Here is a 24,541-nt window from a genome sequence, read left to right on the forward strand (position 1 = left end):
GATTTATGCCTTGTATTTATTGCTCGTTTTATAACCGCGTGGCGTGGAAACAGTTTTGTCTCCGGGGATCCAGAATCGCCAGGGGGCATCAGCATTCTTCGAGATGCCAATACGGGGGCCACAAACCCACTCCGGGGGAGCGGTAGGTGCGGTCAAAGAGACGGATTTATGGTTGTCGGTGAGTTCAAACCCCAACGCTTCGCCCAGGTTTCCGGGACCACGCGCCAGGTTGTCTTCTTCGATGGGAAGGCGGTCGGGTTTTTGGCGGCGTCGATAGGCGATATCGTGGCCTTCGATGACCCTGCCTCCGCGCAGTAGGCATCCCTGGCCGATGCCCTCCGGTGCGCACACAATGTTGACGTTGTGGTGAATGCCGTACGAAAGATACACGTAGAAACGTCCGGGAGGGCCAAACATCGCAGCGTTTCGTGCCGTTTTGCCGCGATAGGTGTGCGCGGCGGCGTCTTCCTCGCCGAGGTATGCCTCGACCTCGGTCAATACGATGCTGACCCCGCCATGAGTGAGTGTGCACCCGAGTAGTTTGGGCGCGACGATGTTTGCGGGGCGGGAAAAGTCAATCATGGCCCCACCCTAACGAGAGTTCCCCAATGGTGGTTGAACGAAAGGGGGAAACACCACATGAAGTGTGGCTGGAGTTTGTTTTGTTATTTTTTTGCGTACGGTGAACACAGGAACGCTTTTCTACACGCCACTTAGTCTAAGGAGCATCATGGCAGGCAAGCGCAACTGGGCAGCAACAGCGTCGATCGCGGCAGCGTTGGGGGTAGGAACTGTTGCAGCTGTGGATCTGACTCAGAAGAAACACTCCATTCGAAGAATTTACCCAGTCTTGGGGCGTGCGCGGTGGGCACTCGAGAAGATTCGACCGGAGCTTCAGCAGTACTTTATTGAGCGTGACTGGGACGGCCGCCCATTCGACCGCCGCACTCGTAGTCTCATCTACTCGCGCGCGAAAGGGCAGACTTCGACCACTGCGTTCGGTACGCAAGAAAACGTCTACGAGCAGGGACACCGCTCCCTGGTGCATTCGATGCGCCCCGTAGATATGCCTGCCGAGCCGCCGCGCGTGCTGATTGGAGGTCCACAGTGCTCCCAGCCGTACAGTGCAGCATTGCTGAACATCTCCGCTATGAGCTTCGGCTCGTTGTCTGGGCGCGCCGTCGAAGCGATGAACAAGGGAGCCAAGATGGGCGGGTTCTACCAGGACACCGGTGAAGGCGGTCTGTCCCCGCACCACGAAAAGTACGGCGGTGACCTGGTGTGGGAAATCGGCACCGGGTACTTCGGCGCACGCACCCCGATGGGGGGATTTGATGCAGATACCTTCGCAGAGAAGGCAAAGCGGCCGCAGGTGAAGATGACGCTGCTCAAGCTCTCACAGGGAGCGAAGCCTGGTTTGGGCGGTGAGCTGCCAGCCGCGAAGGCGACGAAGGAAGTTGCTGAAATTCGCGGGATCGAGGAGGGGAAGGCGTTCACGTCCCCAGGTGCGCACTCTGAATTTGATACCCCAATCGGCCTCCTGCACTTCATCGACCAGATGCGTACCCTCTCCGGGGGGAAGCCGGTTGGATTCAAACTGTGCATAGGCTCTCGTCGGGAATTCCTCTCGGTGTGCAAGGCCATGCTCGAGACTGGCATTCTGCCTGACTTCATCGTGGTCGACGGTTCCGAGGGCGGTACTGGCTCGGCGCCGAAGGAGTTTGAGGACCACGTGGGCCTGCCACTCACAGAGGGCCTGACGTTCGTGAATAATGCGCTGGTGGGCTGCGGCCTTCGCGACAAGATCAAGATCGGCGCTGCCGGCAAGATCGCCGCCGGCAACGACTTGGTGCGTCGCATGGTGCAGGGCGCGGACTTCCTGCTGAGCGCCCGCGCGATGATGATGGCCGTCGGCTGTGTGCAGGCAATGGAGTGCCACCTCGGTACGTGCCCGGCTGGTGTCGCGACGCAAGACCCGTGGCGTGAGCGTGGCCTGGATGTCGAGGACAAATCAATGCGCGTGATGCGGTACCAGAAGGCCACCGTTTCGTCAGCGCTGCGCCTCATGGCCGCGATGGGAGTGCAAGATCCGAAGGACCTGCGCCCTGAGATGATTCGCTGCAACGACGACTACGGGAAACCCCAGACGTACCGCGAGCGCTACGAGTGGCTTCGTGACGGTCAGCTAGTCGACGGCGACGTCCCAGAGAACTGGCGCGAGGACTGGGAATCTGCGAACGCGGAGTCGTTTCTAGCGAAAGGGAAGTAGCGCTTCGCTTCGGCGCGGAAAATTTGCCACAATAGGGGCATGACCCTAGATGAATCACAACGTGCGAAGGAACTGGCCGAGCTTGAGGAGCGCCTCGAGCTCGGTCGTAAGCACCACGAAGAACTCATGGCGCAGATGAAGGCGAAGGTCCAGGAGTTCGAAGAGCGCCAAGCTGAGCTTGAGAGAGCTATTGCGGAGCGCAAGTCCGCAAAGTAAGCGCTATTGCTCACTGAGCCATGCAGCAAGTCGATGCACTGCTGCACGCTCAGCGTTGGTTCCGATGACCTCGTCCGCCACCGTCTTAAGGTCCGGGTGGGCGTTGCCCATCGCAACCGCTGTTCCAGCCGCCTGGAGCATCGTGTAATCGTTCAGGAAATCACCGATCGCGGCAGTTGCTTCCTGAGGCACGCCCAAGGCGTCCGCGATCGCCAGCAGCGCCTTGCCCTTGTCTGCCGCTGGGCTCATGATGTCGATCCAGTGCTGGCCACTTACTACGTGGTCCAGTCCAGGCGCGTGCGCCTGCACCCACGCCAGCGCGTCACGCTCTGCATCACCGTCCACGTAGAGCGCGACTTTCACGGGTTGTTCGAAGGGGACGTCGACAAGCGAATCCACGTTTGTGTTGGCGTGATAGTACTTTGCAATCTCCTGCTCGACTTCCTTAGATGCACCGCGCAGCGAGTAGGACTGCTCGGGAGTGCACAGCACCGCCGACGCTGAAAACGGCGCTGTTTCAAACGCGCGTAGAAACTCGCGCACCGGCTGCTCCGGCATGGCAGTCACGTCGATTATGCGGCCGTCATGGAAGACAACGGAACCGTTCTCCGCGATGAACGTGTGAGGCTGATGAGTGGTGAACATGTCACGAAGCGTCGCGAGCTGGCGTCCCGATGCCGGCGTGACCAGGACTTCGCGGTCGTCGGCAAGGCGAAGGAGCTCCCAGAAGGCGTCGGGAATGCGCCCGTGTTCGTCGAGCAGGGTGCCGTCCATGTCGAGGGCGATGATCTTCGGGCAAGGCATAGATTCGTTTCCTCCAATGCGTTGATGTACGTGCACAGGGTACCGAAGGTAGTTTCGCGCCAGCTTGTCGACGCCACGTTGGACAAATACCGCCATCCAGCACCGGGGGTGTGTTTTGGGGGTGGGGTGCGGGTTTACTTGGCGTTGCACTACAAAGCCCACCTAAGGCGACTGATGTAACCATATCTCGCGGTGCGGTTGGTTTAGCTGGAGTATTTGTAACAAAGATGGACCAATACACGCTACGATAATTCCTGTATTGGGGGTACGGCAGCTGTGTCATGTACCCCCAAGGCAAACGTTTCCCAATTGTTCAATTACCGCATGAAGAGGATGACTGTGTCTACGCCTACGAATACAACGCACCAACAGGACTGGAATCACAAGCTGACCCTGGCCCAGGAAATGCTTCCGCTCATCAGCCAGCTTCACCGTGAAAACAACGTTGTCACCTCGATTTTTGGCCGACTGCTGGTAGGTGTGACGGACATCGACATTATTAAGGCGCACCGGTACGCGCGTCGCATTGTGGAGAAGGAGCTTCCGCTCGAGGACACGTTGCCGGTGCTTCGTGAGCTTGTTCAGATGAACCTCGGCACGGCATCGATTGACCTTGGCCGTCTTGCCAGCGACTACAAGAAGTCCGGCGCGAGCGATCTGCGGGCATACTTGAACGAGGCGCTTGCCGACGTCGTAGATACGGACTCGGAGCTCGAGCCACGCGATGTTGTGCTGTATGGTTTCGGTCGCATCGGCCGCTTGTTGGCTCGCATTCTGATTGCTCGTGAGGCGATGTACGGGGGAGCGCGCCTGCGCGCCGTCGTCGTGCGGAAGAAGGGTGACGACGACATCGTCAAGCGTGCATCGTTGCTTCGCCGCGATTCGGTGCACGGCCCATTCGACGGCACTATCACTGTGGATCACGAGAAGGAAGTCATCTGGGCCAACGGGACGCCGATCCAGATGATCTACGCGAACGACCCGGCATCCATCGATTACACCGAGTACGGCATCAACGATGCGATCGTCGTTGATAACACCGGTGTCTGGCGCGATGAGGCTGGGCTGAGCCAGCACCTGAAGTCCAAGGGTGTCTCCCGCGTTCTGCTGACCGCTCCAGGTAAGGGTGATATTAAGAACATCGTCTACGGTATCAACCATGCTGACATTGCGGACGGCGACCAGATCCTGTCCGCGGCTTCGTGCACCACGAACGGTATTACGCCGGTGCTGAAGGTCATCAACGATCGCTACGGTGTGGTCCACGGCCACGTTGAGACAGTGCACTCCTACACGAACGACCAGAACCTGGCCGACAACTTCCACAAGGGGGACCGCCGCGGTCGCGCTGCTGGCCTCAACATGGTGCTGACGGAAACAGGTGCCGCAAAGGCTGTGTCGAAGGCGCTTCCCGAGTTCGAGGGCAAGCTGACCGGCAACGCGATCCGCGTTCCAACGCCTGACGTTTCTATGGCGGTGCTCAACCTTGAGCTCGAAACCGAGACGACAAAGGATGAGGTCAATAACTTCCTCCGTAAGGTCTCGACGGATTCTAACCTGCGCCAGCAGATTGACTACATCCAGTCGCCTGAGGTTGTCTCGACAGATCTGCTTGGTACCACGCACGCTGGTGTCGTTGACGGGTTGGCGACGATTTCGGCCGGCAAGCACCTCGTGCTCTACGTCTGGTACGACAATGAGTATGGCTACTCCCACCAGGTAGTGCGAGTTGTTGAGGAGATCGCGGGTGTTCGCCCGCGCATTTACCCCGCACGGACCGTTCCGGAGGATCTGAAGTAGTCATTTCTTTCCATGCCCCAGGCTGCACATGGCAGTTCCTGGGGCATGATGAGTTATTGGGGGGTGTACGTTTTGCGCTGGGAGTTCGCAAATTGACGTTCATACACTAAGTTAGAAGCGTACGTCTTTCGGTATGGGTGATTCGAAGAAGTGTAAGGCAGAGGCAATAGTGCGTCGAGGTAAGTGTAAAACCGGGCTCGCGGTCGCAACGGCGACTTCAATCATGCTTGTGTCCGCAGGTATTGCTCCAACATATGCCCATGCCGAGCAAGATTCTCCGGGAGTGATCGACGAAGCTGCCGTCGATACTTCAAACTCGCTGGGGTTTGAGGAACTTCCGGAAGGGAAAGCGAAGCGCTCGTACCTCTTCCTCGATACCGATGGTTCACCACTGCAGGACACCGAGGTACGGTTCGTGAGCCAGGACGGGAAGACTTCGCACGTTGCGCGCACCAACGAGAATGGTGCAGTTGCGTTCATCGTCGACCCAGGTTCGTACCGCTACCAAATCTATGGCGGAAAGGACCCGGAGAAACCGCGCTTTGTTTCGGGTTGGATCACCGTCAAAGAAGACACGTTCATCATCACCTCGCTGAAGCTGCCTGCTGAGCAAACCATTTTCTATACATGGCCGAAGATTGACTTGAAGCCAGGTGAGCACAAAGTGGTCATGCCAAACGAGGAGAATGAGACCAGTACCGAGTTTGAAAAGATCGGTGGGACTCCTGAATGGGTGACTGTCTACCGTGACGGCACGGTGGAGGTTACACCACTCGAAACGACGAAGGCCGGTGTGTACACCGTCAAGATTCGCGCTTCGAACGCATCTGACTTTGCCGTCAGGATTGAGTTGCAGGAATCAGCTAGTGGCGCTGATCGATACGCCTTCAAGTATCCAACCAGCTACGTTCGTCCCGGTTCTGTCGGTTCAAGCATCACACCGAGCTTGACGCTGCGTAAAGACGGCTACGACTTCATTAACCAGCCGGTGCCTCGTGGGACGATGTTTGAGACTTCATACCCAGAAGCTACGATCGATAAGAACACCGGCGAGGTCAAGTACATCGCTTCGAGGGGCACCAAGGTCGGGGAGACCGTCAAAATTCCGGTGACCGTGACGATGCCCGACGGCAGCCAGCTGAAGACGGACGCCGCTTTTGAGGTGATCCCTCCGCTGCTCAAGACAGTAACGGACATCTCCTATGATGACGCCCGCGTGGCGCCAGGTGGAAAGTTCGTTGCAGATCTCAACTCCCGCGAACCGCTGCCCGTTGGCACCGAGTTCCGTTGGGACGCTAGAAAGAACGCTGACCTCCGCGGATGGAACGTCGCCGTCGACAGTGCCACGGGGGTCGTCGAGGCTGTGGTTCCCGAAAGTGTCGAGGACAAGGAGTACAACTTACACATCCTGGCCAGCTATACGGATGGGTCAAGGGAGTACGTAACACTGCCTGTGCACATCGTGAACCAACTCAGCCCGGAGGAACTCGAGGCGCACAAGCTGCGCTATGCACAGCAAATCGTGACCCCTGGTAAGGCGTTCACCGCTGAACCAGAAGGCGATCCTGTCTACGGCAGCGTGTTCTCCATCGAAAACGACGGTGGCATTCCGATCACCATTGACCGCGCGACAGGCCGCGTCACTGCAAAGATTCCGGCAGATACCGAGGCAGACAGCACCTACACCTCGAAGCTGCGCGTTGACTTCCCCGGTGGGCACCAAATCATCGAGTTGAAGGCAACTGCTAACTCGTTAGCTAGGAAGAACACAGTCGACTACGCTGTGCAAGAGGGCTTTGCCAAGCCGAAAGATCAGTTCTCTGGCGTCCACTATGGGCTGCCAAAGAGCTACAAGAACCAGGACGCGAACGTCGATATCAACCCGGAAACGGGCGAGGTGCGAGCTACGGTGCCACGTAGTCAGAAGCCAAAAGAGATTAACGTTCCTGTTGTTGTGACGTGGGAAGATGGCTCACAGCAGCTGGTCGACCTACACGTTGTGCCTAAGCAAACAGCGACGCAAAAGGAGCTGAACTGGGAGCGCGTGTGGTGGATCGTGCCGTTCATGATCGCCGCTGAGGGCCTTGGTGTCTTACTCTTCTGGTTGTGGGACAGTAACAAGCATGTTCCGCCGTTTAACGCGGTGACGCATGCGTTGAAGAACGCCGGATTTAACGTTTCGGGATAAAGGACGAGAAAAGTGAAGATGAAACGAGCTCTTGCTATCGCGCTGTGCGCAGGCCTTGCCTTCGGTGGGGTGCAGCCCATCGCTGAGGCTGGCGTTCAAAAGAATCCCGGCGGCGTCTGGATCGAGAATGATTCGAAGACTGAAGGCTTTGCTACTTCGAACCTGGCGTACGGGTCGAAGCTGAACACGACGTTCCAGAATCCGCAGTCGGTCGGCGGTTTGCTCGAAAGCAGCCTGCAGACTGTCCTGACCGTCGACGGGCGACAGGTGGCGTTCCTCCCGACTGAGACGAAGTCTGACGTTGAAGAAAACGAGATCGGTTACAAGGTCATCCTGACGCACTACGATGCGAACACCGAAATCCAGATCACGCGCACGATTGAGATCGGCACAAATTCGATGGACGTGACGGTCGAGGCTACGAACAAGTCGAAGCGTGACCGCAAGATTGACATTGAGATGTTCTCTGCCGTGCCAAAGTATGCGCAGTATCAAGGTACCTACCGAGGCGGAAGGTTTAACTTCGGTCCTGCCGAAAAACCTGGCTACGATGTTTCGGTGAACTTCCGTGGTGCTGACGTCTCAAAGGCGGCGGGGCACGCGATCGAGTCTGGCGAAGCTAGCCGGGTGGGTGAAGTTGCCGAAGACGGCGCCGGCTACCAGTACGCGGCGTGGAACAAGGAACTACCAGTTCAGGGGACGGCGTCGGTTACCGCGAACATCTTCATCCAGACGCAGCCCACGGCGAAAGACACTGACCAGGATGGGCTGCCGGATGAGTGGGAGAAGGTGGGGTTTACCGCTGCTGACGGGACCCAGCTTCCACTCGACAGGTGGGGGGCGAAAGTAGGACAGAAAGATCTGTTCCTGCAGTTGAACTGGATGAAGTCTGAGTGGGAGACGCTGAACTGCAACGAGGTGAATAAGTTCGGCGCGAACATCCAAGACTTTGAGAAGTTTGCGAAGTGCGCTGAGGCGAACGCGAACGTGTACCGGCCCTCCCGTGAGTCCCTGATGGAGCTGGAGGATAAGTTCGCTGCGCACGGGATTCGTCTCCATATCGATGCTGGTGACCTCTACACCTCCATCCCTAACTACGAGAACAGGCACGGTGGCCCAACGGAGGACTTCACCCCGCTGTACTTCGCGGATGGTATGTCGAAGCGAGACAAGCTAGGGCAAAAGCGCCAGGAGCTGCTCGGTACTCGTGAGTCGGTGTTCCGCGTCGGCATTATCGGCGACCAGATGGAGAAAGGCGACTGGTCGACGGGTACCGGCCTGGTCAACGACTCTGCGTTTTACGTGTCTTACCACGAGAACGTGACCAACCAAGAGCAGCTGCGAAACACCATCCTGCACGAGTTCGGCCACAACCTAGGCCTGACCCACAATGGCGCACTGTCGACGAACCCGGTGGATACCGAGGCGTATTTGCCGACGTACAAGTCGGTCATGAACTACCTCTACCAGTGGTCGCACTTCGACTACTCCGACCAGGCCTATGAATCGGTCCCCAAGACCGACAAGAGGTACCCGAAAGACAAGTGTGAGCAAGACGGGGTGGTCTGCTACGAGGGCAAGTACTCCGTGCCAGCGGACTGGGACAACCTGAACCTCAAGGGCAAGTACATTGGTTCGGGCGAAGGCACCGTTGGCACCGACGACATTCCGGAGCCAAGCCACAATATTTCTGCTCGCGAGCTAGAAATCATTGCTGCAGATCAGAACCCGGGTAAGGCCGGTTTCCGAATGGCCGGCGGTGAAGATGCGGCGGTGGTGACGAACCGTTCAACCGACGTACTGACTGGTGAGATCCGCAACCTCGGTCTGGATGTGCACAAGTTCACGGTGTACGCCAAGTATCCGACGATCACGGGTGCGGAGCCAATCGAAGTCACTGTTCCTGGCCAGATTAACGCCAGCGGTGCGGAACCTTCTGCACGTGTTGAAATCCCGATCAAGAATGCAACCTCGCTGCGGGACTCGACGATGCCGCTTGAGATCCGCATCGTTAACGCCGAAGGCGACGAGGTATTCAAGGAGGAGTACCAGGTTTCCGTTCTTGACTACACGGCGGAAGAGATGGAGCGCATCCGCAAGGAGATCGAGAAGGATCCAACCGCTAGTGACCGCCTGAAGGAATCTGCGCGCCGGATTCTGGACCCGAAGGCTGGGCGTCAGGCGCCAGAAGAGCCGGACCGTATTCCTTTGGCGACGCCAACGCCACAGCAGCCGCAGACCGATCCAGGTGTGAACACGGCTGGTCAATCGAACAAGTCGTCCGCGTCCGACAACGTGGGGATGATCGTCGGCATTATCGCTGCAGTTGGCGGTGTGTTGGCGGCAGTCTACGCTGCGGCGTGGGCATCAGGTCTTCTGAAGTTCTAAGCCTCTCTCTACAAAGGCCCCGTGGGAATTCTCCCTCGGGGTCTTTCTCTATTTGTGCTGCATAGCGACTTCCAAGCGTGAGTTAGCCCACAGCAAGTTGTAAGTTCGACGTGGCGAACTTTAAGGTTAGTGAGGTACACTTTAGTTCGAAAGGAAGCACTTCATGTCACGCACATCCAGGATCCTCACTGCATGCGCGCTTGCCTTGGGCGTAGGGCTCGCAGGCTGCTCGTCTACCGAGGACAACCAGGCGACACAGGACGGCATCAACGCCGACGGTGCGCTGCAGGTCTACGCAACCACGGGTTACCTCGCGGATGCCATCGCCAACATTGCGCCTGAGGCGGAGGTCACCACGATGGTTGGCCCGGGCGGGGACCCGCACACCTACCAGCCCTCAACGAAGGACATCGACAAGATTCAGTCCTCCGATGTGGTGTTCTGGAACGGCCTGCACCTCGAAGCTCAGATGATCAAGCAGCTGGAGAGCCTCGGGGACCGCCAGCTGGCAGTAGGAGACAAGCTGCCGAACAATCTGCTGCTTGACTGGCCAGAAACCGATGCTGAGGGCAACCCTCTGCATGACCCGCACGTATGGAACAGTCCAGAGGCGTGGAGCCTGGTTGTCGGCGAGGTCGCAAACAAGCTTGCAGAGGTCGACCCTTCGAAGTCCGATGAGTACCACGAGAACGCCGCGAAATACCAGGCGGAAATCGCGGATGCGAACGAAAAGGCTGCAACCATGCTGGCGAACATCACTGGGCCACGCATCTTGATCACCGGCCACGATGCCTTCAACTACTTCGGCAAGACCTACGGGTTGGATGTGTACGCGACGGACTTTGTTTCCACAGAGGCGAAGCTGTCGGCGTCGGAACTTTCGGACCTTGCGGATCTCATCGCGGACAACAAGGTGCCGACGATCTTCCAGGACAATCAGGCGAACCCGCAGGCGATTAAGAGCCTGCAGGAGGCTGTGCACGCCCGCGGGTGGGATGTCGCCATTTCTGACGAGGAGCTCTTCGCCGACACCCTCGGCCCCACCGCGCCAACGGATACCTACATCGGGGCGTTCCTGCATAACGCTGAAGCAGTTGCTGCAGCGCTCGGGGGCAAGTAACCCATGACTACGCAGACGTTTGCGTGCGCGACGCATAATCTTTCCGTCGCCTACCACCTTGATCCGGTCCTGGAGCAGGTGGAGGTGCGGGTCCCAGAAGGCGTCATTATGGGGGTCGTCGGGCCGAATGGCGCCGGCAAGTCGACCCTGATCAAGGCAATGCTGGGTCTTGTTCCGACGTTGACCGGGGCGACCGAGTTTTTCGGCCAGCCTCTCAAGGCAGTGCGCCACCGTGTGGGCTACATGCCTCAACACGCGAGCGTTGACTGGGATTTTCCTACGACGGTGCTTGACGTGGTGACGATGGGCACGTATGGGAGCCTCGGTTGGTTCCGCAGGGCGGGGAAGCGCGAACGCGCCGCCGCGTACGGTGCGTTGGAGCGCGTAGGGATGCAGGATTTCGCCAGCCGCCAGATTGGTGCGCTCTCCGGTGGGCAGCGCCAGCGGGTGTTCCTCGCACGAGGGTTAGTGCAGGACCCGGACCTGTTCTTCCTCGACGAGCCGTTTCAGGGCATTGATGCGAAAAGTGAGGCGACAATTATCGACGTGCTCCGCGACATGCGCGAGGCAGGTACGACGATGGTGATGGTCCATCACGACCTCGCAACGGTACCAACGTACTGCGATGCGGTGACGCTGTTGGACAAGACAGTGATTGCATCGGGCCCGGTGTCTACGACATTTACGCCGGAGATGATCGCGAAGACGTACGGATTGAGTGCGGACTCTATGGGATTGTTGGGTGTGCTGTGATGGGGACGTCGATAAGCCTTGGTGCATTCTTTGCAAACCACACCTACTCCATGGTGTTTTGGGGGACCACCATCATCGGCGCTGTGGCGGGGATGCTCGGGACGTTTGCGTACCTGCGGAAGCAATCGCTGACCAGTGATGTGATTTCCCACTCCGCACTTCCGGGCACGCTGCTGGCGTTTTTGCTGTGCGTCGGGCTGGGAGTCGACGGCCGTAACATGGTTGCGCTGCTCGTGGGCGCTGTCATCACTGGTACAAGTGCGGTGATGGTGGCGAACACGATTACTGCCCGGACACGGACGTCGATTGATGCAGCGATGGCGATCAGCCTGTCGTTCTTCTTCGGCTTCGGTATGTTGTTGCTGGACGTGATCACAAACAATCCGTTCCCAGGCAAAGGTGGGATTCAGGACTACCTGTTCGGCAACGCGTCAGTGATTACCAGAGCGGACCTGCGAATCAGCATCATCGTCGGGGTGCTCGCGGTCTGCGTGATGTGCGTGTTGTTTAAGGAGTTCGAGCTGCGCTCCTTCGACCCCGTGCAGTCCACGATGCTTGGGTTCCACCCGAGGGTCATCGACACGGCGATGTTCATGACGATCGCGCTCGCGACGGTGATCGGGGTCAAATCGGTGGGGCTGGTGCTGATGGTGGCATTCGTTGTAACTCCGCCTGCTGCGGCGCGTCAGTGGGTGCAAACAGTGCCAGCGATGGTCGTGCTCGCGGGCGTGTTTGGGGCGGTCGGCAGCGGTGTCGGATCCTACTTATCGATCGCGCTTGGCAACGTGCCGACGGGCCCCGTCATCGTGCTTGTCCTGTTCGCGATTTTTCTGGTGTCGTTCCTCTTCGCCCCGAAGCGAAGCGTCATCGCCCGGGCCCGTTCGCAGCGGCGAGCGACGGCAGCGCTGCGTGCCCGGCTGGAAACAACAGTTTCGGCGGAGGTAGCGTCGTGAGTTTCATCGTCGGAACACTTTTGCTCGCGGTGGTCACGGCGTGCGCATGCGCAGTGCCGGGAGCATTCGTTGTGCTGCGGAAGCACTCCATGCTCATAGATGCTATCGGGCATGCGATCTTGCCGGGCATTGCCCTGGGGTACTTGTTTACGAACAACCTGAACTCACCGGTGGTGATCGTGTGCGCGGCGCTGGCCGGTGTGGCGGTGGTCCTCGGCGCACAGTGGCTCGGGGATTCGGGACTCGTGACTGGAGACGCCCCGCAGGGCCTCATCTTCCCGGCACTGTTCAGCGTGGGCGTCATCCTGATTACCTCCCACTTCTCGAACGTCCACCTGGATACACACGCGGTGCTCGTCGGCGACTTGAACCTGGCTGCGTGGAATCAGCTTACTGTTGGCGGGGCGCAGCTGGGACCGGTGTATCTCTACATCATGCTCGCGGTGCTAGCGCTCAACGTGGTCGCGATTGGTCTTGTGTATCCGCAACTGCTCGCGTCCACGTTTGATGGCCAGTTCGCACGCAGCATCGGCGTGCCAGTGAGCATGCTGTCCGTCGCGTTTATGTTCCTGGTGTCCTTGACCGTCACAGCAGCGTTCAACGCAGTCGGGGCGATCCTGGTCATTGCACTGGTGGTCATCCCCGCGGCAGCAGCCAAACAGTTGGCCACGACGGTACCGCGCATGATGACCCTGACGGTTCTGCTCGCTGCGGTTGGGGCAGTCGCAGGCTTCGGCGTCGCCTACCTTCTCGACGCCCCCACCTCCGCCACGATGACTGTCATCTACGGGCTCGAGTTCCTCAGCTGCGCCCTCTGGGCACGGCGGGCTCAGCGGTCACCCACACGGCGTCCGCTGCGCGTTTCCCGAGCGCAAGTGGAGGTTGCTGGCCGTCGATAAGCACTTCGACGGTGTCAGAGAACGGGGCTGCCTGCTGGGTACGCAAGTGCGTACCCACCGTGATACCGGAGGTGTCGAAGAACTGCAGCAGACTCGGGTCACCGTCGGAGACACGTTGGACCACGACGTCGTTGTCTGGGGCGATCGTGCTCAGCGGCTCAGCGTGGAATTGCGGCACGGTGCCGTCGGCGGCGGGGATGGGGTCGCCGTGTGGGTCGCGGGAAGGGTAGTTGAGGTGGGCGTCGAGGCGCTGCAGCATGAATTCCGAAACGGCGTGCTCGAGGACCTCGGCGTCGTCATGCACCTGGTCCCACGAGTATCCGAGCGTTTCCACGAGGAATGTTTCGATGAGGCGGTGACGGCGAATCATCGCGACGGCGTGCGCGCGGCCTTCCTCCGTCAGCGTAATGGGCGCGTAAGGCTTATGGTGTACGTACCCTTGCTGAGCAAGCTTCTTGACGGCGTCCGACACGCTCGAGAGCCGAAGCCCCATGTAATCCGCCAGCACCTTGGTGGTCACCTTCGTGTCTGACCATTCGGTGAGCGCCCAGAGTGACTTGAGATAGTCCTGCGTACTGGTGGAGAGCTGGGAAACGGAATCCATGGGGCTTACTGTACAGACTCGAGAATGAACGCGAGGTGCATGGTCTGCAGCTCGAGCTCGCCTTCGGTCGCCGGCAGCGAAGCGATTTCCTGACGCGCCTCAGCGGTCAGCGGGATGACCCATCCAGCATTGGGGTCGAGTACAGGAACAGCGGGCTTTTTGACGGGCACCCAAGTCACGGTGCGCGCGCCGGGGCAGATCATTTGGAGCGGGCCGTCGATACGCTGGAGCTCCGCGAGTGCCGCCGGTGTAGAGGTCACGACGACCAATCGTTCGTCCGAACCTGGAGAGAGCGCCGCAGTCGTGACCTTGAGCACCGGGAGCTCCACACGCTCATACTCCGTCGGGTACTCTGCGAGTGCAGGAGCAGCGCCCGCCCCGAACCATTTCTTGATCTGACCCAACACGCTCATGGTGCACACGATACCCTGTACTAGGGTAAACGCCATGGAACACAGCGAATCGCCTCCGGCGACAGACTACGTCGTGCCCTATGGTCCCGGCGAACTCGTGCACGTGCCGCAGCACAGCGACGGGCCTGACGTGTTCACAAAAGATAACCGGGTCACGCCACAGGGCTGGATATACGTGGCTAAGCGTGTCATTGCGGACTTCTCGGTTGACGCAATGCTTGACCGCGCAGCTGCGCTGACCTACTACGCCGTGTTGTCTATCGCCCCGATGATTTTGGCGGTCTACTCGATCGCGACGCTGCTGCTGCCGCGTGATGAAGCCGCCGTCAACGACATCATCGACGACTTCATCGCCCTCTATGTGCCCGAAGCGCTGGAGGATGAGGCCCTGCGCTTCCTCCTGACGGTGATTGGCACACCGGCGCAGAGCACGATTGCGCTGGTGGTATCGATTGTGATCTCGCTCCTTTCCGCATCCGCGTACGTGCGATCTTTTTCACGGAACGCGAACGTCATGTACGGTCGCATGGAGGGGCGCAACCTGGTACGCACGTGGTTCACGATGTGGGTCACCACGCTGGTCATGGTGCTCGGGGTGATCGTGATTATCGTCGGCACGTTTTTGCGCGAGTCAATCGTGAACGGTCTGCTGCAGCCGATCGCGGAACCACTGGGGATGACCGAGGCCGTTGATTACCTGACAAAGATCTTCCTGCCGGTCTGGGACTACGCCCGCTTCCCGGTCACTATCGTGACTGCGATCGCGTTGATCTCCATCCTCTACTTCGTTTCGCCCAACGTTCGGCCGGAGAAGTTCCGCCTGCTGACCCTTGGGTCCTCGATGGCGCTGACGGCGATTTTCATTATTTGGCTTGGCTTCTCATGGTTCATCGGCACGATAGGGATCTCCAGCGCGTACGGGGCGTTCGGCACAGTGGGCGCCGTCCTTGTGCTGGTCTGGGTGATGAATGTCGTGCTCCTCGAGGGCGTCAAGATCGACGCGGAAGTGCTGCGCGTGAAACAGCTGCAGGTCGGCTATGACGCAAAAACAATCATTCAGGTCCCGCCGAGAAGCACGAAAGCGGTCGACTTCCGGCTGAAAGTGCAGCGCTGGATCGACCGCAGTGCCTCAACGCTCAAAGCGCAGGAGGAGGATGACGACGTCGAGAAGGACCTGGAGGCCTAGTCCGCGACGAGCGGCTCCATCGTCAGGTTCGGGTGCTCCTTCTGGATGAAGGCCAGGCGCCACTTATCGCCGAACAGAGCGATCAGCTCGCCGTCGGAGCGCGTAAAGATCTCGACGCCGCGCTGGCGTCCAAGCGCCTCCGCAGACTCGGCGTCAGTCCGGCGGGCCACCGAGTACGGGATTGGTTCCGTGACTGTTTCCACGTTGTACTCCAGCTCCATGCGAGCCTGCATGACCTCGAACTGCATCGGGCCGACGGCCGCCATGACCGGAGCAGCGTCGCCGCGCAGGTCGTTGCGCAGGATCTGGACAACGCCTTCCGCATCCAGCTGGTCGAGGGCCTTACGGAACTGCTTATACTTGCCCAAAGACTTAGCGCGCAGCGTCTGGAAGTGTTCCGGTGCGAACTGCGGCATCGGCGGGTATTGCACCTTCTTGCCTGCGTAGATGGTGTCGCCCGGCGCGAGCGAACCGGCGTTGACCAAACCGATGATGTCGCCCGGGTAGGCGGTTTCCACGGTGTCGCGGTTACGCCCGAAGACCGTCAGCGCGTACTTGGTGGAGAACGTACGGCCACTTTGGGCGTGCGTGACCTGCATACCGCGGTCGAATTCGCCCGAGATGACGCGCATGAACGCCAGTGTGTCGCGGTGGTGTTTGTCCATGCCTGCCTGCACTTTGAACACCACACCGGAAAAGTCGTCGTCGAGGTCACGGTGAGTATCCATCGCGGTGGTGGAAGTCTCGACGGCCTTGGGGTCGGCGTCACGGCCCTGAGGAGCTGGCGCGATCGCGCACAGCGTGTCCAGGATTTGATGGACACCGAAGTTCAGCATCGCGGAGGCGAAGATGATGGGGGAGGTCACGCACTGCTCAAACAGCGTCTGGTCGTGCACAGCGCCGTCGGCGGCAAGCAGCTCAGCTTCCTCGACGGCGGTCTCCCAGGTCTCGCCCTCGCGGTTAGCTGCCTCATCAGGGGAGTAGTGTTCTTCCGGCGCGATAGTGGACCCGCCGGCGGTACGGATGAAGTGGATGTAGTTGTCTGCTTCGCCGTCGGCGTTGATGTGGGCGAGGCCGCGGAAGTCGCCAGCTTCGCCGACAGGCCAGTACAACGGCGTCGGCTGCAGGTCGATCTCCTGGACAATCTCGTCCACCAGCTCGAGCGGCTCGCGGCCGATGCGGTCCCACTTGTTGACCACCGTGACGATCGGCAAGCCGCGCGCCTTGCAGACGCGGAAGAGCTTGAGGGTTTGTGGCTCAAGGCCCTTGGCGGCGTCGATAAGCATGACAGCGGCATCGACTGCGGACAGCACGCGGTAGGTATCTTCGGAGAAATCGGCGTGACCAGGCGTATCAACCAGGTTGATCATGTAGGGCGTCGTCGCCTCCGAGCCTTCGGGGAGGTACTCGAACTGGAGCGCCGAGGACGCTACGGAGATTCCGCGTTCCTTCTCCATGTCCATCCAGTCGGAGACCGTCGACTTGCGGTTGCCCTTGCCGTGCACCGCACCTGCCTCCGAAATGACGTGCGCGTGCAACGCAAGCGCTTCCGTCAGCGTTGACTTACCAGCATCGGGGTGGGCAATGACTGCGAACGTGCGGCGACGGTGGGCCTCTGCGCGGGTACCAGTAGACGTGCTCATAAGTGCTCAAGCGTAGTCGCAAGGCGGGGGAGATAGACAACCGGAGGCAGGTAGGGTGAGGAGGGCGGTGCTATAGTCGCCGCGGTTGGGAAAGAAATAGGTCAACGTAACGCAACACTGTGAGGTTTGTGATGAAAGTCGGAATCGTGCTCGGATCCATTCGCCAAGGCCGCTTTGGCGAGCAAGTTGCCCACTGGGTTGCTGACGCTGCTGCGAACAGCCCCGACATCACCTACGAGATCCTTGACCTCCAGGAGTTTCAGGTCCCGCTGCTCGACACAGCGACGCTACCTGGGGGCGCGAACAAACAGTACGCCGACGAGCGCGTTACCGCCTGGTCTCGCGCAGTCGATAGTTGCGACGGCTACATCTTTGTTACACCTGAGCACAACCATTCCGTGCCCGGCGCGATGAAGAACGCCTACGACAGCCTTAGCGATGAGTGGGCCATGAAGCCCGTCGCATTCGTTGGATACAGTGCCGACGGCGCGATTCGCGCGGTGGAGCACTGGCGGCAGATCGTCGCAAACTTTTCGATGTTCGACGTGCGCAACCAAGTTGCCCTTTCACTTTTCGACGACGCCACCAACGGCACCCTCACCCCGCGCCCTCAGAAGAACACCGACCTGACGAAGATGCTGAATGCGCTGGAACAGTTCTTGCGTCACCATCACGCTTCCCAGTAGGAGAGCCGGGTTAGCTGCGCGGGTGGATCTCGTTTTGCGCTTGCGCCAGCCCGGTGCTGGTGATTGCGTGGACGGCATCGGCAGCTAACGCGATTGCGTCAGTGGGGGTGGTTGTGAATTCCGCAAGCACCCAATCGGGGATAGCGATGCCGCTTGCTTTCGGCGGCCTGCCGATGCCGACGCGCACCCGCACGTAGTCGCGCGTCCCAAGCTCCTGCGTGAGCGACTTCAACCCGTTGTGGCCGTTCTCGTTGCCGCCCTGCTTCAAACGAACCTTGCCCGGAGGCAGGTCCAGCTCGTCGTGGACGATCACGATCCGCTCTGGGGGAAGGTTGTAGCGCGCGGCGAGCGGGGCGATGGCCTTGCCAGACTCGTTCATGTAGGTGTGTGCGCGGGCGTAGGCCACACCATCCTTGACGGCGAAGGAGTATCCGCGGCCAGTGGTGACCGGAAGCCCTTCCGCGAGCGCGTCCACAACGAGGTAGCCGATGTTGTGCCGCGTCTTCTCGTATTGGGTACCTGGGTTGCCCAGCCCAACGACGAGCCAGTCAATGTTTTCGGGTTGCTTAGGGACAGAGTTGGTGCGCTTGGGGCGGCGGAAGAAGTTCAACACGGAGGCTAGTGTAAGGCAAAACCCTTCGATTCTCACGGTGGGAGCCGCTAGCGTATGGGTATGCAGCTACCGAAGATTATTGCGGCTCCGATGGCGGGAGGACCCTCCACGCCGGCCCTTGTCAACGCCGTGACGTTTGGGTTCCTTGCGTTTGGGACCTGTAGCGTCGCGCAGGCCCGCGAAGAACTTGCGGAGGTCAACGGCAACTTTGGCGTGAACTTCTTCATGCCACAGCAGATTGCGCCCGATCAGCGTGACGTCCGCGCGCTGGCCGCGGAACTTGGGGTGGAGGTGCCGGATGTTGACTTGAGCTGTGGCTTCGAGGATAAGTTTGCGATTGCGCTCGAGGCTGGCCCTGCAGTGGTCTCCTCGACGTTCGGGTGTTTTTCCGAGCGCGAAATTCAACGCGCACACAACGCCGGCGCGCAGGCCTGGGCGACCGTCACCAACGAAGAAGAAGCGAAGGTTGCCGTCGCGCGTGGCGTTGACGCACTCGTGGTGCAAGGAATTTCTGCAGGAGGCCACCGTGCTACGTGGTCGCCGAACGAGATGCCGGACCCACGTGACACCCTGGAGCTCGTCCGCGCGCTCAAGGACATCAGAGTGCCAATCATCGCGGCTGGGGGAGCGCGCACGCCCTACGACGTCGATCGCCTCATTGAAGCAGGCGCCACGGCGGTATCCTGCGGCAGCATATTCCTCATGACGGACGAAGCCGGAACGAGCCTGCGCAACCGAGAGCTTCTCCAAAGCGATCGGTCGACGATTGCCAGCAGGGCGTTCAGCGGACGGGTCGCCAGGGGTATCCAGAGCGCGTTCACAGACGAATACCCCGATCTGCCGCCACTCTACCCCTACCTGCGCCCCATGACCTCGAGCAATGACTACTGCCTAGTCGGTGCCCGCCGAGGCACCTTGCCTACAGGACCAGCTGCAGCGGTAGAAGCGTGGATGGCAGGTACCGGCAAACTCCGTTAACCCTGCGCGTGGGCGATGAGGACGTCAGCCGCATCCGCAACAGCAATTGCGACATCAATCTGCTCCTTCGCCGCGAACTGGCGCAGCACAAAGTCCGCCGGCGGCATCTTGCCAGGCGGGCGTCCAATCCCGACCGCGAGCTTGTTGTAGTTCTTGCCGTTTTTCAGCTTCGTCAGCGACTGGGTCACTGACTTCAACCCGTTGTGCCCGTGGTCGCCCCCGCCGGTGCGCAGCTTCACCTCTCCCAGCGGAAGGTCAAGCTCGTCGTGGACCACGTACAGGTCCGCGGGGGAGGCGTCGAAGTAGTCAAGCAGCGCCTTGACCGGGCCGCCAGACACGTTCATGTAGCTTTGCGTTCGTGCCAGGACCACTCGACGGTCCGCCAGAAGCCTGCCTGCGGCGAGTTCCGCAACCTGGGTATTCGTGCGCTTGTGCAGCGCAAGCGTCGCCGGCGACATCGTTGCTCGGCCCGCGAGCTCCTCGATAACATGCACGCCAACGTTGTGGCGCGTTCCCTCATATTTCGGGCCAGGATTTCCGAGGCCCACGACGATGATTGGTGAAGCAGTCATTCCCACATCATAGGCACAGATGGCAAAACGCCCCGCTCGCATGTGGAACGGGGCGTCGAAACGTTGTGAAACGCAGCGGGAGGATTACTCAGCTTCCTCAGTGGACTCTGCGCCAGCTTCAGCGCCGCCCTCTTCAGCTTCCTCAGCTGCAGCCTCGAGATCCTCGTCAACCTGCTCGTAGGTGAAGTTCACCAGCAGGTGATCCGGAGCGGACACCAGCTCAGCGCCCTCAGGCAGCGTGACGTCGGCAGCGGTGATGAGGTCGCCGATCTCCTTGCCATCGATGTTGACCTCGATCTCGTCCGGGATGTTCAGAGCGTCGATCTCGATCTCGATCAGGTCGGACTCGACCAGGACGACTGCGTCTGGGTGAGCCTCGCCGACAGTGACAACAGGGACCTCGACGACAACCTTCTCGCCGCGCTTAATGCCGAGCAGGTCGATGTGGTCGATATCGAGGGTGATCACGTTCTGGTCGATGTGCTTGACCATCGCGAGCAGCTTCTCGCCGTCGAGCTCCAGCTCAACAATGGCGTTGACGCCCTCGTTGCGCACGATGGAGGTCATCTCGATGCGGTCGACAGAGAAGTGGATGTTGTCGATGCCAGCTTCGTAGAGAACGCCCGGGATACGGCCGTCGCGACGCAGGCGACGTGCAGCGCCCTTGCCGAACTCTTCGCGCTTCTGACCTGGGACAACAACTGGGGTAATAGCCATGTTTGTGACTCCTTTTGTAATTGGGCCACAAAAAACCTGTGACCACTGAACGGACAAATTGCTCGTCGAGTGATCACAGGCCAAAGTCTGAGATACATATCGCGTCGATAACGGCCAAAATCAGCCCTCGCCGAGACCCAGCTAGCTTAGGTTTCGACGCCCACCATTGTCAAGCGCCCGCCAGGCGGCAGTGCACGCATTGGTTTCTTCCTCGTTTGTCACCGTAATACGGATGCCTTCATCAAAGGCGCGAACAAGCACCCCGTGCGAAGCAAGCTGCGCCGCCAACTCCTGCGGTGATTCGTTCAAACTCTCTGCCGGAACCCACACGAAATTCGCCTCGGAGTGGGGAGTTCCGTATGCAGCGAAGAACTCCTGCAGCCGCTCACGCTGCGCGCGCGTCCGGGCGACGCGGTCGTGGAGCTCGTCTTGTGAAGACAAGGAAGCAAGCGCACCGACCTGTGCCACCGAGCTCACACTAAACGGAACGGCGACCTTATTCAGCGCATCGATCGTCTCCTCCTGGCCGAACGCGTAGCCAACGCGCGCTCCGGCCAGCCCATACGCCTTGGAAAAGGTCCTAAGGCACACAACGTTGGGATACACCTGAATTTCATCGACACCGCGCGGGGAGTCGGTAGCTGCGTTGTATTCGAAGTAGGCCTCGTCCAGCGCGACGATAACGTCTTGAGGGACGCGGGCCATGAAGTCAGCCCACTCACGCTCCGTGATTGTGGTGCCCGTCGGGTTATTCGGGTTGCACACAAACACCAGGGAAGTTCGTGGGGTAATTGCATCCGCCATCGCTGGCAAATCCATCCGGTGGTCAGCCGTCAATGGCACTGCAACCGGCGTAGCTCCCGCGATCTGAGCGAAAATCGGGTACGCCTCGAACGACCGCCATGGGAAGACGACCTCGTTGCCCGGCTGCGAGGTCATGGTCACCAGCTGCTGGCACAGCGCTGAAGACCCGGTGCCGACAGCGACCTGCTCCGACCGCACGCCGAGCGAGGCAGCAATCGCCTCGCGCAGTTGCATCGCACCCATGTCCGGGTAGCGGTTCACCGACCGCAGTGATTGTGCCATCGCCTCCTCTACTGCGGGCAGTGGGCCCTCAGCAATCTCATTGGAGGAAAGCTTCACCGCACGCTCGTTCCTCTGGCCGGGGACGTAGGACGGAAGGCTATCGAGATCTTTGCGAATCAACTCGGATGCTCCTTGAGTAGAGAATAGAAAATTTTAGGCGCGCGACTTCGGCTTCAACGCCCAAATGATTGAAAGCGCGATCACCCAGCCGATCAGAGCGAACAGGCCGGTGCGGTAATCAGGCAGGAACGCCATCAGGACCAGCACCAGGATGAAGAACCCTGCACAGATCCAGTTTGCCACTGGGTACCACGGAGCGCGGAACGACACATCGGGGTGCGTCTTCCGGAAGTTCAGGTGCGCGAAGCACACAGCAGCCCAAGTAATCAGCTCGGAGCCGACGATGATGGCAAGCAGGATGGCGAACACACGACCCTCAAAGAAGTAGTTCATGAAGACCACAATGCCCATCAGCGAACCGTTGAACAGCAGAGCGCGAAGCGGCAACCCCTTTTTGGTTGTTGCTGCGAAAAATGAGGACGCCTGGCCATTGCGCGCGAGATCGCGCAGCATACGGCTTCCCGAGTACGTCATTGTGTTACACACTGACGCAACCGCTACCAAAATAACAAGGTTGAGCAAGTGGGCGGCGCTGTCGATTCCCACAGAGGAGAGCACCCTGACGAACGGGCTGGCGGAAATATCCTGTTCGTCCCACGGCGCGAGCAGCAAGATGACGCTCATGCCACCGATGTAGAAGACCAAAATGCGCCAAATAACAGAGTTCACTGCGCGTGGGATCGTCTTCTCCGGGTGCTCTGTCTCGCCAGCTGCCGTGCCGATCGACATGATGCCGCCGAATGTAAAGGTCACCGCTACCAGGGAGAACAGCACACCAGATGCACCATTCGGGAAGAATCCGCCGTGGACAAAGAGGTTGCCAAAACCGACTGCTGGCTCCGGACCAAGACCAAGCACCAGCACAACGCCCAGAATGATCATCAGGATCAGCGCAATGACCTTAAACAGTGAGAGCCAGTACTCGGCCTCTGCGAACACGCTCACGCGTGCTGCGTTCACAAGCATCACAACGACAAGCGTGACAAGCGCAGTGAGCCAGTGTGGAATGTCAGGGAACCAGAAGTCGAGGAAGGTGCCCATCGCGGTGAGCTCAATCATGCCCACCACGATGGTGGTAAACCACCAGTTCCATCCCGTGATAAACCCGGCGCGCGGGCCGATAAACTCACGAGCATAGGCCGCGAACGAGCCTGAGACAGGATGCGCTACTGCCATCTCGCCGAGCATGCGCATCAGCAGATAGACGATGAACCCGACAATTAAAAATGTGAGCAGGACCGCTGGGCCCGCATAGCTAATGGATTCCGCAGAACCAAGAAACAGGCCAGTTCCGATACAGGAACCGAATGCGATCATCTGCAGCTGGCGGTTTTTCACCTTGCGCTGCAGGCCACCATCGCTGGTGACTTGGTGTTGTTCATCGCCGCTCATTGGCGTACTCCTTGCGATAAAGATTGCCGGATAGCCGGAGGCTTCCTCACACATTAATCAATTGCGTGTGTCAGACAACCGTTGGGTGTGCACAAAGAACCCCCTTGACGCCGCTTCGCGGGGAAGCGCGCAAGGGGGAGATCCCGAAAGTGAGGCGTAAGGCTATGCCTGCCCCTCGAAGAGCGTCGTTACCGAGCCATTTTCGAAAATCTCGTGAATGGTCTTTGCCAGCAGCGGAGCGATGGAAAGCACGGTGAGGTTCTTCCAGCCTTCGGTGCTCTGCGGAAGCGTGTCGGTCGTGATCACTTCCTCCGCGCCACAGTCGCTCAGACGCTCACGTGCCGGGTCAGAGAAGACACCGTGGGTACACGCGATGACGACCGACTTCGCGCCGGCCTTCTTCAGCACGCCGACCGCACCTGCGATGGTGCCACCGGTATCAATCATGTCGTCCATCAGGATGCAGTCTTTGCCGTCGACGTCGCCGACAACGCGGTTGGAGACAACCTTGTTCGCGGCGTCGATGTCTCGAGTCTTGTGCACGAACGCCATCGGGGCATCACCCAACATATTGGCCCACTTCTCAGCCGACTTCACGCGGCCAGCGTCAGGGGAGACCACCACGAGGTTGTCCATCGGGTACTTGGACTTGATGTAGTCCACCAGGATTGGCTGAGCGTGCATGTGGTCGACCGGGCCATCGAAGAAGCCCTGGATCTGATCCGTGTGCAGATCCACGGACACGATGCGGTCTGCGCCGGCAGCGGTGAGCAGGTCAGCAACCAGGCGGGCGGAGATAGGCTCGCGGCCGCGGTGCTTCTTGTCCTGGCGGGCGTACGGGTAGAACGGCAGAATCGCGGTGATGCGCTTTGCGGAACCACGCTTGAGTGCATCAATCATGATGAGCTGCTCCATCAGCCACTTATTCAGCGGCTGCGCGTGCGACTGCATCACAAAGCAGTCCGAGCCACGCACGGACTCTTCGAAGCGGACAAAGATTTCACCATTCGCAAAATCGCGCGCGGTGGTCGGTACCAACTCGATGTTCAGACACTTTGCGACGGCCTCCGCAAGCTCAGGGTGGGCGCGTCCAGTAAATAGCTTGAGGTCTTTTTGGCTTTCCGTGGAATATCCAGTCATG

At 59.6% G+C, this 24,541-nt stretch carries 23 protein-coding genes; 12 read left to right on the forward strand and 11 right to left on the reverse strand.

The genetic code is table 11. The features are described from left to right. Positions 1 to 3 precede the first annotated feature (3 nt). Entirely contained in the window at positions 4 to 582 is a 579-nt protein-coding gene (locus tag QP752_RS07335; RefSeq protein WP_070479291.1) for a DNA-3-methyladenine glycosylase, read from the reverse strand. Positions 583 to 730: 148 nt separating this feature from the next. Between QP752_RS07335 and QP752_RS07340 the strand changes: the two genes are divergently transcribed. Continuing rightward, positions 731 to 2,269: an FMN-binding glutamate synthase family protein gene (locus QP752_RS07340; protein WP_071573291.1), complete on the forward strand. Its 1,539-nt coding sequence runs from the start codon at positions 731 to 733 to the stop codon at positions 2,267 to 2,269. A gap of 39 nt (positions 2,270 to 2,308) precedes the next feature. After that, on the forward strand, positions 2,309 to 2,485 hold the full coding sequence (locus QP752_RS07345; RefSeq protein ID WP_168156190.1) for a hypothetical protein: 177 nt from the start codon (positions 2,309 to 2,311) through the stop codon (positions 2,483 to 2,485). 3 nt (positions 2,486 to 2,488) lie between these two features. Here the strand turns inward: QP752_RS07345 and QP752_RS07350 are convergent, their stop codons facing one another. Next, complete coding sequence (locus tag QP752_RS07350) at positions 2,489 to 3,289, reverse strand: HAD family hydrolase (RefSeq protein WP_071573292.1); 801 nt, start codon at positions 3,287 to 3,289, stop codon at positions 2,489 to 2,491. Between the two features lie 339 nt (positions 3,290 to 3,628). Between QP752_RS07350 and QP752_RS07355 the strand changes: the two genes are divergently transcribed. From QP752_RS07355 to QP752_RS07385, 7 genes are all read left to right on the forward strand, one after another. Continuing rightward, positions 3,629 to 5,089 (forward strand): glyceraldehyde-3-phosphate dehydrogenase, encoded by a 1,461-nt coding sequence (locus QP752_RS07355; RefSeq protein WP_256007874.1) that lies wholly within the window; start codon positions 3,629 to 3,631, stop codon positions 5,087 to 5,089. Between the two features lie 229 nt (positions 5,090 to 5,318). Then, positions 5,319 to 7,277 (forward strand): Rib/alpha-like domain-containing protein, encoded by a 1,959-nt coding sequence (locus tag QP752_RS07360; protein ID WP_284805131.1) that lies wholly within the window; start codon positions 5,319 to 5,321, stop codon positions 7,275 to 7,277. Positions 7,278 to 7,289: 12 nt separating this feature from the next. After that, positions 7,290 to 9,665, forward strand: coding sequence for a hypothetical protein (locus QP752_RS07365; RefSeq protein WP_284805133.1), 2,376 nt, complete (start codon positions 7,290 to 7,292; stop codon positions 9,663 to 9,665). A gap of 163 nt (positions 9,666 to 9,828) precedes the next feature. Beyond that, on the forward strand, positions 9,829 to 10,785 hold the full coding sequence (locus tag QP752_RS07370) for a metal ABC transporter substrate-binding protein (protein WP_070362790.1): 957 nt from the start codon (positions 9,829 to 9,831) through the stop codon (positions 10,783 to 10,785). Positions 10,786 to 10,788: 3 nt separating this feature from the next. Then, positions 10,789 to 11,538, forward strand: coding sequence for a metal ABC transporter ATP-binding protein (locus tag QP752_RS07375; protein WP_070976160.1), 750 nt, complete (start codon positions 10,789 to 10,791; stop codon positions 11,536 to 11,538). After that, positions 11,538 to 12,491 (forward strand): metal ABC transporter permease, encoded by a 954-nt coding sequence (locus tag QP752_RS07380; protein ID WP_284805136.1) that lies wholly within the window; start codon positions 11,538 to 11,540, stop codon positions 12,489 to 12,491. Before QP752_RS07375 ends, QP752_RS07380 begins: the two co-directional genes overlap by 1 nt. Beyond that, positions 12,488 to 13,390, forward strand: coding sequence for a metal ABC transporter permease (locus QP752_RS07385; RefSeq protein WP_070362787.1), 903 nt, complete (start codon positions 12,488 to 12,490; stop codon positions 13,388 to 13,390). The genes QP752_RS07380 and QP752_RS07385 overlap by 4 nt, the downstream gene beginning before the upstream one ends. Here QP752_RS07385 and QP752_RS07390 read toward each other — a convergent pair. Next, the gene (locus tag QP752_RS07390; protein WP_070362786.1) at positions 13,293 to 13,994 is read right to left on the reverse strand and encodes a metal-dependent transcriptional regulator; all 702 of its coding nucleotides are present in this window, start codon (positions 13,992 to 13,994) and stop codon (positions 13,293 to 13,295) included. The genes QP752_RS07385 and QP752_RS07390 overlap by 98 nt on opposite strands. Positions 13,995 to 13,999: 5 nt before the next feature. After that, on the reverse strand, positions 14,000 to 14,443 hold the full coding sequence (locus QP752_RS07395) for a hypothetical protein (protein ID WP_070479302.1): 444 nt from the start codon (positions 14,441 to 14,443) through the stop codon (positions 14,000 to 14,002). On the opposite strand from QP752_RS07395, the gene QP752_RS07400 reads away from it, so the two are divergent. Beyond that, positions 14,442 to 15,593, forward strand: a complete 1,152-nt coding sequence (locus QP752_RS07400) for a YihY/virulence factor BrkB family protein (protein WP_070479303.1) — start codon at positions 14,442 to 14,444, stop codon at positions 15,591 to 15,593. The genes QP752_RS07395 and QP752_RS07400 overlap by 2 nt on opposite strands. Here QP752_RS07400 and QP752_RS07405 read toward each other — a convergent pair. Further along, on the reverse strand, positions 15,590 to 17,236 hold the full coding sequence (locus QP752_RS07405) for a peptide chain release factor 3 (RefSeq protein WP_071573296.1): 1,647 nt from the start codon (positions 17,234 to 17,236) through the stop codon (positions 15,590 to 15,592). The two genes, QP752_RS07400 and QP752_RS07405, sit on opposite strands and share 4 nt — an antisense overlap. Positions 17,237 to 17,367: 131 nt before the next feature. On the opposite strand from QP752_RS07405, the gene QP752_RS07410 reads away from it, so the two are divergent. After that, positions 17,368 to 17,922 (forward strand): NADPH-dependent FMN reductase, encoded by a 555-nt coding sequence (locus QP752_RS07410; protein ID WP_071573423.1) that lies wholly within the window; start codon positions 17,368 to 17,370, stop codon positions 17,920 to 17,922. 10 nt (positions 17,923 to 17,932) lie between these two features. Here QP752_RS07410 and pth (QP752_RS07415) read toward each other — a convergent pair whose 3' ends face one another. After that, entirely contained in the window at positions 17,933 to 18,535 is a 603-nt protein-coding gene (pth, locus tag QP752_RS07415) for an aminoacyl-tRNA hydrolase (protein ID WP_336621663.1), read from the reverse strand. Between the two features lie 60 nt (positions 18,536 to 18,595). On the opposite strand from pth (QP752_RS07415), the gene QP752_RS07420 reads away from it, so the two are divergent. Beyond that, positions 18,596 to 19,513 (forward strand): nitronate monooxygenase, encoded by a 918-nt coding sequence (locus tag QP752_RS07420; RefSeq protein ID WP_284805142.1) that lies wholly within the window; start codon positions 18,596 to 18,598, stop codon positions 19,511 to 19,513. Here QP752_RS07420 and pth (QP752_RS07425) read toward each other — a convergent pair. The 5 genes from pth (QP752_RS07425) to QP752_RS07445 form a co-directional block, all read right to left on the reverse strand. Continuing rightward, positions 19,510 to 20,085, reverse strand: coding sequence for an aminoacyl-tRNA hydrolase (gene pth / locus QP752_RS07425; protein WP_284805144.1), 576 nt, complete (start codon positions 20,083 to 20,085; stop codon positions 19,510 to 19,512). The two genes, QP752_RS07420 and pth (QP752_RS07425), sit on opposite strands and share 4 nt — an antisense overlap. 84 nt (positions 20,086 to 20,169) lie before the next feature. Beyond that, complete coding sequence (locus QP752_RS07430; protein ID WP_070362778.1) at positions 20,170 to 20,802, reverse strand: 50S ribosomal protein L25/general stress protein Ctc; 633 nt, start codon at positions 20,800 to 20,802, stop codon at positions 20,170 to 20,172. Between the two features lie 141 nt (positions 20,803 to 20,943). Further along, positions 20,944 to 22,008 carry a histidinol-phosphate transaminase gene (gene hisC / locus QP752_RS07435; RefSeq protein ID WP_070976173.1) on the reverse strand — a complete coding sequence of 355 codons (1,065 nt, stop codon included), beginning with the start codon at positions 22,006 to 22,008 and terminating at the stop codon, positions 20,944 to 20,946. A 33-nt stretch (positions 22,009 to 22,041) separates the two neighbouring features. After that, positions 22,042 to 23,400 (reverse strand): amino acid permease, encoded by a 1,359-nt coding sequence (locus tag QP752_RS07440; protein WP_070976174.1) that lies wholly within the window; start codon positions 23,398 to 23,400, stop codon positions 22,042 to 22,044. Between the two features lie 162 nt (positions 23,401 to 23,562). Beyond that, entirely contained in the window at positions 23,563 to 24,540 is a 978-nt protein-coding gene (locus QP752_RS07445) for a ribose-phosphate diphosphokinase (RefSeq protein WP_070362775.1), read from the reverse strand. Position 24,541: the final 1 nt, after the last annotated feature.

Origin of the sequence: Corynebacterium sp. UMB10321, from assembly GCF_030228725.1 — a bacterium.
In the GTDB taxonomy this organism is placed as follows: Bacteria; Actinomycetota; Actinomycetes; order Mycobacteriales; family Mycobacteriaceae; genus Corynebacterium; species Corynebacterium pseudogenitalium.

Excerpts from the sequence above, each read along its gene's own strand:
- QP752_RS07335 (WP_070479291.1), bottom strand. The coding sequence starts at position 582 with ATGATTGACTTTTCCCGCCCCGCAAACATCGTCGCGCCCAAACTACTC.
- QP752_RS07340 (WP_071573291.1), top strand. The coding sequence starts at position 731 with ATGGCAGGCAAGCGCAACTGGGCAGCAACAGCGTCGATCGCGGCAGCG.
- QP752_RS07345 (WP_168156190.1), top strand. The coding sequence starts at position 2,309 with ATGACCCTAGATGAATCACAACGTGCGAAGGAACTGGCCGAGCTTGAG.
- QP752_RS07350 (WP_071573292.1), bottom strand. The coding sequence starts at position 3,289 with ATGCCTTGCCCGAAGATCATCGCCCTCGACATGGACGGCACCCTGCTC.
- QP752_RS07370 (WP_070362790.1), top strand. The coding sequence starts at position 9,829 with ATGTCACGCACATCCAGGATCCTCACTGCATGCGCGCTTGCCTTGGGC.
- QP752_RS07375 (WP_070976160.1), top strand. The coding sequence starts at position 10,789 with ATGACTACGCAGACGTTTGCGTGCGCGACGCATAATCTTTCCGTCGCC.
- QP752_RS07380 (WP_284805136.1), top strand. The coding sequence starts at position 11,538 with ATGGGGACGTCGATAAGCCTTGGTGCATTCTTTGCAAACCACACCTAC.
- QP752_RS07390 (WP_070362786.1), bottom strand. The coding sequence starts at position 13,994 with ATGGATTCCGTTTCCCAGCTCTCCACCAGTACGCAGGACTATCTCAAG.
- QP752_RS07400 (WP_070479303.1), top strand. The coding sequence starts at position 14,442 with ATGGAACACAGCGAATCGCCTCCGGCGACAGACTACGTCGTGCCCTAT.
- QP752_RS07395 (WP_070479302.1), bottom strand. The coding sequence starts at position 14,443 with ATGGCGTTTACCCTAGTACAGGGTATCGTGTGCACCATGAGCGTGTTG.
- QP752_RS07405 (WP_071573296.1), bottom strand. The coding sequence starts at position 17,236 with ATGAGCACGTCTACTGGTACCCGCGCAGAGGCCCACCGTCGCCGCACG.
- QP752_RS07410 (WP_071573423.1), top strand. The coding sequence starts at position 17,368 with ATGAAAGTCGGAATCGTGCTCGGATCCATTCGCCAAGGCCGCTTTGGC.
- QP752_RS07420 (WP_284805142.1), top strand. The coding sequence starts at position 18,596 with ATGCAGCTACCGAAGATTATTGCGGCTCCGATGGCGGGAGGACCCTCC.
- pth (WP_284805144.1), bottom strand. The coding sequence starts at position 20,085 with ATGACTGCTTCACCAATCATCGTCGTGGGCCTCGGAAATCCTGGCCCG.
- QP752_RS07430 (WP_070362778.1), bottom strand. The coding sequence starts at position 20,802 with ATGGCTATTACCCCAGTTGTTGTCCCAGGTCAGAAGCGCGAAGAGTTC.
- QP752_RS07440 (WP_070976174.1), bottom strand. The coding sequence starts at position 23,400 with ATGAGCGGCGATGAACAACACCAAGTCACCAGCGATGGTGGCCTGCAG.
- QP752_RS07445 (WP_070362775.1), bottom strand. The coding sequence starts at position 24,540 with ATGACTGGATATTCCACGGAAAGCCAAAAAGACCTCAAGCTATTTACT.